Annotated in this window: 8 protein-coding genes; 2 read left to right on the plus strand and 6 right to left on the minus strand. The window is 61.6% G+C overall.

What is annotated here, in order from left to right; genetic code table 11:
* Positions 1-21 precede the first annotated feature (21 nt).
* Positions 22-1,599 carry an ABC transporter permease gene (locus AC1DDS_RS18395; RefSeq protein ID WP_477480404.1) on the plus strand — a complete coding sequence of 526 codons (1,578 nt, stop codon included), beginning with the start codon at positions 22-24 and terminating at the stop codon, positions 1,597-1,599.
* Positions 1,600-1,875: 276 nt separating this feature from the next.
* On the opposite strand, the gene AC1DDS_RS18400 is transcribed toward AC1DDS_RS18395, so the two are convergent.
* Positions 1,876-3,828, minus strand: a complete 1,953-nt coding sequence (locus AC1DDS_RS18400) for an acetoacetate--CoA ligase (RefSeq protein ID WP_477480210.1) — start codon at positions 3,826-3,828, stop codon at positions 1,876-1,878.
* Between the two features lie 232 nt (positions 3,829-4,060).
* Between AC1DDS_RS18400 and AC1DDS_RS18405 the strand changes: the two genes are divergently transcribed.
* On the plus strand, positions 4,061-5,833 hold the full coding sequence (locus AC1DDS_RS18405; protein WP_477480211.1) for an AsmA family protein: 1,773 nt from the start codon (positions 4,061-4,063) through the stop codon (positions 5,831-5,833).
* A gap of 142 nt (positions 5,834-5,975) precedes the next feature.
* Here the strand turns inward: AC1DDS_RS18405 and AC1DDS_RS18410 are convergent, their stop codons facing one another.
* The 5 genes from AC1DDS_RS18410 to AC1DDS_RS18430 form a co-directional block, all read right to left on the minus strand.
* Positions 5,976-6,794 carry an ABC transporter permease gene (locus AC1DDS_RS18410; protein WP_310410935.1) on the minus strand — a complete coding sequence of 273 codons (819 nt, stop codon included), beginning with the start codon at positions 6,792-6,794 and terminating at the stop codon, positions 5,976-5,978.
* A 2-nt stretch (positions 6,795-6,796) separates the two neighbouring features.
* Entirely contained in the window at positions 6,797-7,708 is a 912-nt protein-coding gene (locus AC1DDS_RS18415; RefSeq protein WP_477480212.1) for an ABC transporter permease subunit, read from the minus strand.
* A 2-nt stretch (positions 7,709-7,710) separates the two neighbouring features.
* Positions 7,711-8,850 carry an ABC transporter ATP-binding protein gene (locus tag AC1DDS_RS18420; protein WP_477480213.1) on the minus strand — a complete coding sequence of 380 codons (1,140 nt, stop codon included), beginning with the start codon at positions 8,848-8,850 and terminating at the stop codon, positions 7,711-7,713.
* Between the two features lie 95 nt (positions 8,851-8,945).
* Positions 8,946-10,052 (minus strand): polyamine ABC transporter substrate-binding protein, encoded by a 1,107-nt coding sequence (locus AC1DDS_RS18425; RefSeq protein WP_477480214.1) that lies wholly within the window; start codon positions 10,050-10,052, stop codon positions 8,946-8,948.
* A 177-nt stretch (positions 10,053-10,229) separates the two neighbouring features.
* Positions 10,230-11,645, minus strand: coding sequence for a helix-turn-helix domain-containing protein (locus tag AC1DDS_RS18430; RefSeq protein ID WP_477480215.1), 1,416 nt, complete (start codon positions 11,643-11,645; stop codon positions 10,230-10,232).
* Between the last annotated feature and the right edge of the window lie 218 nt (positions 11,646-11,863).

Genomic DNA, 11,863 nt, shown 5'->3' on the forward strand with positions numbered 1-11,863 from the left:
TTCACGTCCCTCATCGTGCTCATGCCGATCGTCGCGATCGTCGTGATCGCGGCCAGCGGATCGGGAAGCGACTGGCCGCATCTCTTCAATAACGTCCTGCCTCGCGCGACGCTGCGCACGCTGCTGCTCCTCGCCGGCGTTGCGGCTGCGACGGCGATCACTGGCGTGATCACCGCCTGGCTGACGGCGAGCTGCGAATTTCCGCTGCGCCGGTTGCTCTCGGTGCTGCTCGTTCTGCCACTGGCCATCCCTTCCTATCTCTCGGCCTACGCGTTCGGCGAATTCCTCGACTACACCGGTCCAGTGCAGACGACCTTGCGTGCCATCTTCGGTTTTACGAGCCGCCGGGACTACTGGTTCCCGGAGATCCGCACGACCGGCGGCGCCGTGCTGGTGTTGGGGAGCGTGCTCTACCCCTACATCTACCTGGCCGCGCGAGCGATGTTTCTGATGCAGGGACGCGCCGCCGCCGATGTGGCGCGCACGCTCGGGGCCGGTCCGCTTGCGGTCTTCGCCAAGGTGCAGATCCCGATGGCACGGCCGGCGATCATGGTCGGCCTGACGCTGGTCGCCATGGAAACGCTCAACGACATCGGCGCCGTCGAATACCTCGGCGTGCAGACGCTGACATTCTCGATATTCGACACCTGGCTGAACCGCGGCAGCCTGGCCGGTGCGGCGCAGATCGCCTGCGTCATGCTCCTCTTCGTTGTCGCCCTGCTCTTCGTCGAGCGCGCCGCCCGTCGCAGGCAACGCTTCACCAGCAGCAAGACGACGGCGGCGGTCGCCGACCAGGTCCGTCTCCCCTTGAGGGGTTGGAAGCGATGGGTCGCAACGGTCGCGTGCCTGCTTCCACCGCTCTTCGGCTTTGCCATCCCCGTCCTCGTACTCGGCTCCTATGCGCTGAAGCGATTGGATCAGTTTCTTTCGCTGCGCCTCTTGTCGGCGCTCTGGCACAGCGTGTTGATCTCGTTTTCGACCGCCTGCGCCGCTGTCGTCCTCGCCTTCCTGCTCGCCTATGCGACGCGCGCGGCCCGATCTCCGCTCACCACGGTCGCCGGACGCCTCGCCTCCTTTGGCTATGGCGTGCCCGGAACCGTACTGGCTATGGGGGTGCTCATTCCGCTTGCCCGGTTTGACAACGGTGTCGCCGGACTGACGCGCGACTGGTTCGGTTTCTCGACGGGGCTCCTTCTTTCCGGCAGCGGCTTTGCCATCATCTACGCCTGCACCGTTCGCTTCCTCACCATGGCCGAGGGTACGATCGATGCAGGCTTTCACAAGCTGTCGCCGCACCTCGACATGGCTGCGCGCACCCTGGGACGAACAAGCGCCCAGACATTGCGAACCGTTCTGCTGCCAATGATGCGGCCGGCAACGCTGACGGCTGCGCTGCTCGTCTTCATCGAAGCGATGAAGGAACTGTCGGCGACCATCATGCTGCGCCCCTTCAACTTCAATACGCTGGCGACACTCGTCTACGAGGATGCGTCGCGGGCGAAGGTGGAGGATGCGTCGGTTGCGGCCATCATTATCGTTGCCGCGGGGCTTGTGCCGGTGTTCCTGGTGTCGCGTTCGTTGAACTCCACCAATCGCTGACAAAAAGAGGGCGACCTTTCGGCCGCCCGCAACAATTTGATGCTGTCCAACTAAAGCGTCAGGAAACGACGTCATGCCATGAGGGCGGCCGGGCCGCCGAAACCGTCCTCACATTGGACGTGCTCAAGTCCGGTTGACCATGGCCGTCCGGGCCTTAACAAATCCTTACTTCCCCACCTGCAAGCCGCCGGCCGCGTTCACATCTTGTTGAAGTTGGTTAATCCGGCCGGCTCGAAATCGTTAACGCCGCCAGAGGCTTGTGCGCCCCAAAATTCTTCACTCCTTGAGCGTGGCAAGGTTGGCAAAGAGCTCCAAGGCCTCCGGATTGGCCAGCGCCTCCTTGTTCTTGACCGGACGCCCGTGAACGACCTCCCGCACGGCGAGTTCGACGATCTTGCCCGATTTCGTTCGCGGTATGTCGGCCACGGCGATGATCTTCGCCGGCACGTGGCGCGGCGAGGCGCCGGTGCGGATGCGGGTCTTGATCGCCTTCTCCAGCGCCTCATCGAGCACGATACCGGGCGCCAGCCTGACGAACAGGACGACACGCACATCGTCGTCCCAGTCCTGGCCGATGCACAAGGCCTCGAGCACCTCTTCCATTTGCTCGACCTGGTTGTAGATTTCAGCCGTGCCGATGCGAACGCCGCCGGGGTTCAGGGTCGCATCGGAACGACCGTGAATGATGATGCCGCTGTGAGCGGTCCATTCGGCGAAATCGCCGTGGCACCAGACGTTGTCGAAGCGCTCGAAATAGGCCGCGCGGTATTTCGCGCCATCCGGATCGTTCCAGAACATCATCGGCATGGAGGGGAAGGCCTTGGTGCAGACGAGTTCACCCTTCTCCTGGCGAACCGGCTGCCCGTTCTCGTCCCAGACGTCGATGGCAAGCCCGAGACCCGGCCCCTGAATCTCGCCGCGCCAGACCGGCTTCAGCGGCACGCCGAGCACAAAGCAGGAAACGATGTCTGTTCCGCCGGAAATCGAGGCGAGTTGGACGTCCGGCTTGATGCCTTCGTAGACGAAGCTGAAGCCCTCCGGCGACAGCGGGGAACCGGTCGACGTCAACAGGCGCAACCTCGAAAGATCATGGCTGGATCGTGGCGTCAGGCCCGCCTTCCGCACGGCATCGATGTATTTGGCCGACGTGCCGAACACCGCAAAGCCCTCGTCTGCGGCATAGTCGAACAAAATGTTGCCGTCGGGATAGAATGGCGAACCGTCGAAGAGGCAGAGCGTGGCGCCGACCGCAAGTCCGGAGACCAGCCAGTTCCACATCATCCAACCGCAGGTGGTGAAGTAGAAGAGCCGTTCGCCGTCCGTCAGGCCACAGTGGTAGCGGTGCTCCTTCAGGTGCTGCAACAGGGTGCCGCCGGCCGAGTGGACGATGCACTTGGGCACGCCCGTCGTTCCGGAGGAAAAGAGGATGTAGAGGGGGTGGCCGAACGGCAGGCGGAGGAAGTTCACCGGCGCTGCGGCATAGGGGGCGATAAAATCGGCCAGCGTCTTGCCGTTCTCCACCGAAGCCGCGGCGGCAACGGCATCGCCTGCGTAGGGGATGACGAGAACCGGTACGCCCAGCTTTGCGGACACGGCCTTGATCTTGGCGTCGACATCCTGGAGCTTGCCGTTGTACCAGTAGCCGTCGCAGGCGATGAAGAGCTTCGGCGCGATCTGGCCGAAACGGTCGAGAACGCCCTGCTCGCCGAAATCGGGGGAGCAGGAGGACCAGATGGCACCGATCGAGGCGGCGGCCAGCATGCAGGCAATGGTTTCAGGCATGTTCGGCATCATCGCCGCAATGCGGTCGCCCGCCCCGATTCCCATTGCAGCAAAGGCCTGCTGCAGCCGCGAGACCTGCGCATGCAACTCGTCCCAACTCCAGCGATAGGAGACCTTGTCCTCGCCGCGGAAAATCAACGCATCGTCGTGGCCGGTGTTGCGAAGCAGGTTTTCCGCAAAGTTCAAGGTGGCATCGGGGAAGAAACGGGCATCGAGCATCCGCTCATCACCGACAAGCGCGCGCTCGCCGCGATCGCCAATGACATGGCAATCGTCCCAGACGGCCGACCAGAACGCGGCCCGGTCATCAACCGACCATGCATGAAATGCGTCGTATCCGTCAAATTTGCGGCCGGCCCGCGCCCCGCAGGCCTTCATGAAGAGTGCCATCGGACTCTTCTCCAGCACCTCGCGCGACGGCTCCCAAAGCGGCTTTTCCTGGTTCATTGCTTCCTCCCACTCCAATGACGTCTGTAGCATGTTGCCCCGCAATATAAAGACGGCAACGCCTCGAGCGCGTGGAAAAGCGGCATCTTCATTTCCATCCGCATTTGATTTCCTGCCACCGAAGGCCTATCCCCTCAGCGGACGGGCGCGTCCCGATAGACAATCAACAGTCGATGAGATGACTCGCTTCAACCCGCTCCTTCCAAAAAACCTGCTGCGGCTCTTCCTGGCAATGGCGACGCTTGCACTGGTTTTGCGTCTGGCGGGGCCGACCCTTGTCTCGGTCGATCGGGTGGAGCGCGAAATCGAAGCCAAGCTTTCCGCCTGGACAGGTGCCCACTTGAGCTTCTCCGGCACACCGAGCCTTACCTTCTGGCCTCATCCCCAGGTGGGTTTCAGCGATGCGCGACTGCGCAGCGCCGCCATGGACGGCAGCACTGGGTCGGATCTGCTGAGCGCGGAGCGCATCTCCGTCGACTTCAGTCTGGTCGGTTCCCTGTTCGGCAAACCCGACCTTGGCGACATCGAGCTCGTTCGACCGACCTTTCATTTCCACCGAGACGAAAGCGGCAATCTGAACTGGCACCAGGGCAACGGGATCGCCAGCGCGGGCCGGAAGGGGGCCGACACGGGCAGTGCGCCCGACTTCGGGACCATAATCGTCCACGACGCCACGATCGTCGTCGACGACCTAACAAGGGCCGCGCACTACCGCATTGCGAACGTCGAGGGGAAGGTCGAGTGGCCGACCCTCACCTCGGATCTAGATATCAGGCTGCGCGGCATCCTCAATGACCAGATCATCAGTTGGACACTCAACGCAGACGACCCCGCAAAATTGCTCGACGGGCAGAGTGCGTCGATGCGAACGTCGCTCATCTCAGATTTCCTGACGCTCGATTTCGACGGCACGGCGAATCTCTCTGGAGGTGCGTTCGCCACTGGCCGGTTCAAGCTTGAAGCGCCGTCGGTTGAAAATCTCCTTGCCTGGCGCGGGACGAACTTCCCGCCCGCGCGGCAACTCGGCCACGTTTCCCTGGAGGGCACGGTGAAGACCAGCGGCTATACGGCTCGGCTGGACAATCTCTTGCTGGCCATACAGGATTCGAATGCGACCGGTGTTCTCGACATCAGCCTCCCACCGCTGGAAGCCCCGAGGATCGGTGGAACGCTGGCGTTCGACCGGATCGACCTGCGGTCCTTGATCGCCGCTTACGCGCCATCTGCGGTTGGCGATGAAAAGCCGCCATCTCCGCCTTCAGCAACGGCGATTGACCCGATTGACCTGGACTTCCGCCTTTCCTCAAGGCAGGCCGCGTTCGAGCCGCTGATGCTGACGGATCTCGCCGCCGGAATCCGCGCCGCGGACGGCCAGGCGTCGCTCGACATCGGCGAAGGAACCCTGTTGGGCGGAAGCATCAACGGCCGGCTCGCCGTCAGCGGCCCGCAGTTGATGCAAGGCGGTGAGGTCCGGCTGTCGCTGAGAAACGTCGATCTCGGTGAAATTATCGGTCTGTCGGGTCTCTCGGGGCCACTGCCGACAGGGCGGGGATCCGCCGAAGTCGACCTCTTCACCGAACAGCTGCAGCCGCTGGACAAGGCCGTCGACGTCACCGGCACCTTCAAACTCAGCTTCGACCAGGGTGCCATCACGAATTTCGACCACCCTGTTTTCGAGCGGCTGGCTCAAGGCAACACCCTCTTCAACATGGAGGAAGCGTCCGACGGGTCGTTCGAATTCGCGACGGCCAGCATCGAGGGCCACCTGGATGGCGGCATCCTGGAATTAACGAGGGCGTCCTTCGAGACGCCGAAAAAAACACTCGCGGTTTCGGGATCGGTTCCTTACCGCAATGGCAGCGTTGCGCTTGCAGGCTCGCTTGTCGAGCGTACCCCGCCGGACTCGGCGGTCGTCAAGCCCGCCATCAACTTCCTCGTCAGCGGTTCGTGGCCAACGCCGGTCATCTCGCCCATGGCAGTGCTGTTGGAAAGCCCGGCGAACTGAGCGCAGGAGCCCCGCTGCCACACGGCTCCGCCGCCCGTCCTCGCAGCTTTCAGATAGCATGTCGCCCAAGACCTGGGAGGCTTGGGCGACAGTTCGTCAGATCGTTTTATCTTGGTCCCGAAACCACCACGGGAGATATGCGTCAGCGCCCGGCGAAAGCCGCCTGCTCGTCGCGTTGGCGCTGCAGTTCACGGCGCTTCGTCGTGATCGATGCGATGATCACACCAACCGTTACGAAGCCGATCAGAATCGTACAGGCGGCATTGATCTCCGGCGTGACACCCAGGCGCACCTGGCTGTAGATCTTCATCGGCAACGTCGTCGCGCCCGGACCCGTCGTGAAGCTCGAAATCACCAGGTCGTCGAGAGACAGGGTGAAGGCGAGTACCCAGCCCGAGAACACCGCCGGTGCGATGATCGGCAGGGTCACCTCGAAAAAGGTCCGCAAGGGCGTCGCCCCCAGATCGAGCGCCGCCTCCTCGATCGAACGGTCGAACGACAGCAGGCGGGACTGTACGACCACGGCCACGAAGCACATCGTGAAGGTGATGTGCGCGAGCGTCAGCGTCCAGAAACCACGATCGAAGCCGATCGCAACGAACAGCAGCAGCAATGACAGGCCGGTGATGACCTCCGGCATGACCAGCGGGGCGTAAACCATGCCCGAGAACAGAAGCCGCCCGCGAAACCGGGTGTAGCGTACCAGCGCGAGGGCCGCCATCGTGCCGAGCACGGTCGCGACGGTCGCGGACATGAGGCTGACGCGAATCGTCACCCAGGCCGCATCGAGGAGGCCCTGGTTTTGGAACAGCGCCACATACCACTTCGTCGAAAACCCGGCCCAGACGGTGACAAGCTTCGACTCGTTGAAGGAATAGACGACCAGCAGAATGATCGGCAGATACAGGAAGGCGAAGCCGAGGACGACAGAGGCAATGTTGAAGCGAGACCACCTAGTCATGCTTATCTCCCCTGCTCTTCGGTCTTGGCCTGGATGTTCTGGAAGAAGACGATCGGAACGACGAGGATCAGCAGGAGCACCGTTGCCACCGCCGCCGAAACCGGCCAGTCACGGTTGGCGTTGAACTCGGTCCACAGCGTCTTGCCGATCATCAGCGTCTGCGATCCGCCAAGCAGGTCGGGGATGACGAACTCGCCCACGGCCGGGATGAAGACAAGCATGCAGCCTGCCACGACGCCCGCAAGCGACAACGGGAACGTCACCTTCCAGAAGGCCGTGGTGGGCGGGCAGCCGAGATCCTGCGCGGCCTCGATCAGCGAATGGTCCATCTTCTCCAGGGCCGAGTAGATCGGCAAAACCATGAAGGGCAGATACGAATAGACGATGCCGATATAGACGGCCGTGTTCGTGTTCAGGATGATCAGCGGATCATCAATCACGCCGGTCGCCAGCAGGAACTGGTTGAGCAGCCCCTCGGGTTTAAGGATCGCGATCCAGGCGTAGACGCGGATCAGGAAGCTGGTCCAAAACGGCAGGATGACGAGCATCAGCAGCGTCGGACGCCAGGTGCGTGGCGCCTGCGCCATGCCGTAGGCGATCGGGTAGGCGATCAGCAGCGTCAGGAACGTCGATATGATCGCGATCCTCAGGCTCGACAGATAAGCGTTCATATAGAGCGCGTCTTCCGTCAGCCAGATGAAGTTGTCGAAGCTCAGTTGCTGGAGGCTCGCCCAGATTCCGGCGAGGCCATCGGACAGTGAAAAGACCGGTACGTAGGGAGGCTGGGCGACCGCGGTGGTCGACAGCGAGATCCGGAAAACAATCGCGAACGGGACCAGGAAGAAGAACAGCAGCCAGGCATAGGGAATGATGATGACCAGGCGGCGGAAGATAGCGGAGCCGAGCTTGGTCATTTTCAATCCCTCAGAATGACGCCGGCAGTCTCGGCGAAGGAGACCCAGACCTTCTCGTCATAGCCGATCGGATTTTCCACCTCGCGCTGGGCATTGAGCATCGAGGTCTTGATCACCTTGCCGCTCGGCAGCTTGATGCGCAGCACGGTCATGTCGCCCAGGTAACCAATGTCCCAGACCTCGCCCTCGGAGGTGTTGACGGTCGGATCGGCGGGGGCCGAGCGGCTGATCTTGAGCTTTTCCGGGCGAACGGCAAAAGCGGCGTTGGCCCCGGGTGCGGGCGCTGAATCGCTCAGTGCGCGCACGGTGAAATCGTCGCCGGCGATCTCGATCCTGCCATTCCCGACGCTCTTGACCTTGCCCTCCAGAATGTTGACGTCGCCGATGAAGTCCGCGACGAAGCGCGAATTCGGCGCTTCGTAGATTTCTGCGGGCGTTGCCACCTGGATGACCTTGCCGTGGCTCATCACCGCGATCCGGTCGGCCATGGTCATCGCCTCTTCCTGGTCGTGGGTGACGACGACGAAGGTCAGGCCAAGCTCCTGCTGCAGGTCCATCAGTTCGAACTGCGTTTCTTCCCGCAGCTTCTTGTCGAGCGCGCCGAGCGGCTCGTCGAGCAGCAGAACCTTCGGTCGCTTCGCAAGCGACCGGGCCAGCGCAACGCGTTGGCGCTGGCCGCCGGACAGCTGCTGGGGTTTTCGTTTCGCGAACTGCTCGAGCTTGACCAGCTTCAGCATCTGCGCAACGCGGGCGGCAATCTCAGGCTTGGGCATGCCGTCCTGCCTGAGGCCGAAGGCAATGTTGCTTTCCACCGTCATATGCGGAAACAGCGCATAGGATTGGAACATCATGTTGACCGGCCGCTTGTAGGGCGGAATCGCCGCAATGTTCTGGCCGTCCAGGATGATCTCGCCCGAGGTCGGCCGCTCGAAGCCCGCAAGCATACGCAGAAGGGTCGACTTGCCACAACCGGAGGCTCCGAGCAGCGCAAAGAACTCGCGGTTGTAGATGTTCAGCGTGAGATTGTCGACGGCAATGAAATCGCCGAACTTCTTCGTGATATTGCGGAACGTTATGAACGGCTTTTCATTCGGATCCGTCCACGGCGTGAAAGCGCGACGGATATTACCGAGAGACCTCATTGCCTGTCCCCATCTCGTTTCTTGGCAGATTTTTTGGCGGTCGAAATGAAAATTGCCCGGAGGACGATGCTTCCGGGCAATTTGGCCAGTGCCGGTTATTGACCGGTCACGATCTTGGTCCAGGTTCGGGTGAACAGACGCTGCGTCTTGGCGTCCAGCGTCGTGTTGGTGAACAGCTTCTTCAGCGTGGCCTCGTCGGGATAGATCGTCGGGTCGTTAACGATCTCCGGATCGAGTACGGCCTGCGAGGCCTTGTTGCCATTGGCGTAGTGAATGTAGGTCGAAGCCTTGGCAATCACTTCCGGACGCATCATGTAGTTCAGGAACTCGTGCGCTTCCTCGACATGCGGCGCGTCTGCCGGAATGGCCATCTGGTCAAACCACATCTGCGTGCCTTCCTTCGGGATGACGTAACCGACGTCGACGCCATTGCCGGCTTCTACAGCCCGGTCGCGGCTCTGGAAGATGTCGCCCGACCAGCCGATAGCGATGCAGATGTCACCGTTTGCAAGGCCGTTGATGAACTCGGACGAATGGAACTTGCGCACGAACGGCCGGACCTTCACCAGCGCTTCCTCGGCCTTGGCGACATCGGCCGGGTCATGGCTGTCGGGATTCTCGCCGAGATAGGCCAGCGTGACCGGGATGATGTCGGTCGGCGAATCGAGCATGTTGATGCCGCAATCCTTGAGCTTTTCGGCATTCGCCGGATCGAAGATCACCTTCCAACTGTCGATTTCGTCGGTGCCGAGGGCTTCCTTGACCTTGGCCTTGTTATAGCCGATGCCAACCGTGCCCCACATGTAGTTGATCGAGTACTCATTGCCGGGATCGAACGGCTCCATGCGCTCGCTGATCATGTCCCACATGTTCTTCAGGTTCGGCAGCTTCGACTTGTCGAGCTTCTGATAGACGCCGGCCGCGATCTGGCGCTGCAGGAAGGTGTTGGTCGGCACGACGACATCGTAACCGGTGCCGCCCGTCAGCAGCTTCGCTTCCAGCGTTTCGTTGGCATCGAAGACGTCATAGACGACCTTGATCCCCGTCTCCTTGGTGAAATCGGAAAGGATCGAGTCGTCGATGTAGTCGGACCAGTTGTAGACATTCACGACCCGTTCCTGCGCCGTGGCCGGAAGGCCGGCAATGCCAGACAGGGCCGCGATTGCGACAGTCGCCAAAAGGTTACGTCTTTTCATAAACATGGCTCCCAGTTTTCATAGTTGTCGGTTCCCGAGGGCGGTCGATTGTCAATTATGTTTTTTTTCCGATGCGCGACAAGCATCATTCTCAGACGAAGAATTCATCGCAACATTGGTATCACATTTCGACCTTTCCTATCATATTTGAAATCGCTTCCGCCGCGGAATGCAAGCGGAATCTTACTGGAAGTCAAAAAGGCTGACGCCCGCAACCATCTCATCCAGCCCGAGCGGGCGCGTCACGGGCGGCTCTGCGCGCGCCAGGCACCCCTGCCGTTCGCACAGGCGGCATGCGGTTCCGACTTGGATCGGAGCACGTTGCCCGATCGCCTCCCCGTAAACCGTCTCTGCGGCCATGTCGGCGTCGCAGCCGATCAGCAGAGCCGTGCGGCGAACCCGCTCGCCGAAAGTCGCCTGCGGCCCTTCGAGCGTCCTGGAGACGAGGAGGAAAGCCGCGCCGTCCGGCATTTCCACATCATCGACGATGATCTGCCCGGGCTGGGCAAAGGCGGCATGGATATTCAGCTTCGGGCAGCCGCCACCGAAGCGCGCTTGCGGAAAGCCCTGCGCCCCGGCCCTACGCAGACGATGCCCGGCAACATCTATCTCCAGCGAGAAGAACGGAAGTGCCGACCGCCCGGGCCTCTGCAGCATCGTCAATCTGTTCGCCGCCTGCTCATAGGAAACGGAAAAACGCGACCGAAGGGCATCGATGTCGAAGCGCACCCGTTGCGCGGTCGCACAAAAGCTCTCGTACGGCATCATCAACGCATGCGCCGCATAGCGCGCCAGTTCGAAGCGAGCGATGCGGCGCGCCTCGCCGCCTGACAGGCCGAGTTGGTCGAGTTCCGCCGCAATCTCGTCCTGCAGGACGATCTGAACGGCCTCCATGGCGACCTCCCGCAACTGGTCATGCATCGACAGCCGCTCGGAGAGGAAAAGCCGCATGGAGTGCCGGTCGAAGCGCCGGCGCAGCGTCGGCATGGCATGGATCGGCAGGAGACGCACGACGACGCCGTGCTCCCGCTTCAGCCACCCCTTCAACGCCCCCATGAGATCGTCTCCGGGAGCAAGCGTCTCGTGGAAGCGCTCCGCCGCCACATCGATCCCATCGAAATAGTTGGGCCGCTGCTCTAGCTTCTCGCGTACCTCGTCCATGGGCAGACGCGCGCCGGCAAGCGAAGTCGCCCGCCCCTCGCGGGATAGAAGTTCCGCGAGATCGGAAAGCCGCAGCGCCTGCTCGCGATAGGCCCGGTAGAGCTTCAGAATACCGCCGGCGACGTTCGGCGCGGCCTCGACGACCTCGACCAGTTCCTGATCGCCGGGCAACTCGCCGGCAAGCAGCGGATCGGCGAAGACTTCCCGCAGTTGCCGGGCACTACCGCTCGCCTCGCCCTGCAGATCTTCCAAGTCAACCTTGTAGACGGAGGCGAGGCGCAACAGCAACTGCACCGTCAACGGACGCTGGTTGCGCTCGATCAGATTGAGATAGGACGGCGAAATGGAAAGGGCTTGCGCCATCGCAGTCTGCGTCAGGCCGAGCGTGTTGCGTATGCGACGGACCTTCGGGCCCGCGAAGATTTTGTTTTCGGCCATTTTGTCAATCCATTGACAGAATGAAACTGCGATCGCCGCCAAAGTGGCTTTTACTTTTTGACAAATTTACACGAGCGGATTGTGAAGAGCAACACATGATAACTCGTTTCTCTGGCGGATTTCCTCAATAATCCTCGCGGATTTGTGCGTCGCGGTGTAAATATTTCCACATCGAAATGCGGCACACACTACGAACAACGGCGTAATGACCGATGACA

It is taken from the genome of Mycoplana sp. 10N416 (assembly GCF_056394765.1).

Coding starts and splice junctions, on each gene's coding strand:
- AC1DDS_RS18395 (WP_477480404.1), top strand. CDS start 22: ATGCCGATCGTCGCGATCGTCGTGATCGCGGCCAGCGGATCGGGAAGC.
- AC1DDS_RS18400 (WP_477480210.1), bottom strand. CDS start 3,828: ATGAACCAGGAAAAGCCGCTTTGGGAGCCGTCGCGCGAGGTGCTGGAG.
- AC1DDS_RS18405 (WP_477480211.1), top strand. CDS start 4,061: ATGGCGACGCTTGCACTGGTTTTGCGTCTGGCGGGGCCGACCCTTGTC.
- AC1DDS_RS18410 (WP_310410935.1), bottom strand. CDS start 6,794: ATGACTAGGTGGTCTCGCTTCAACATTGCCTCTGTCGTCCTCGGCTTC.
- AC1DDS_RS18415 (WP_477480212.1), bottom strand. CDS start 7,708: ATGACCAAGCTCGGCTCCGCTATCTTCCGCCGCCTGGTCATCATCATT.
- AC1DDS_RS18420 (WP_477480213.1), bottom strand. CDS start 8,850: ATGAGGTCTCTCGGTAATATCCGTCGCGCTTTCACGCCGTGGACGGAT.
- AC1DDS_RS18425 (WP_477480214.1), bottom strand. CDS start 10,052: ATGTTTATGAAAAGACGTAACCTTTTGGCGACTGTCGCAATCGCGGCC.
- AC1DDS_RS18430 (WP_477480215.1), bottom strand. CDS start 11,645: ATGGCCGAAAACAAAATCTTCGCGGGCCCGAAGGTCCGTCGCATACGC.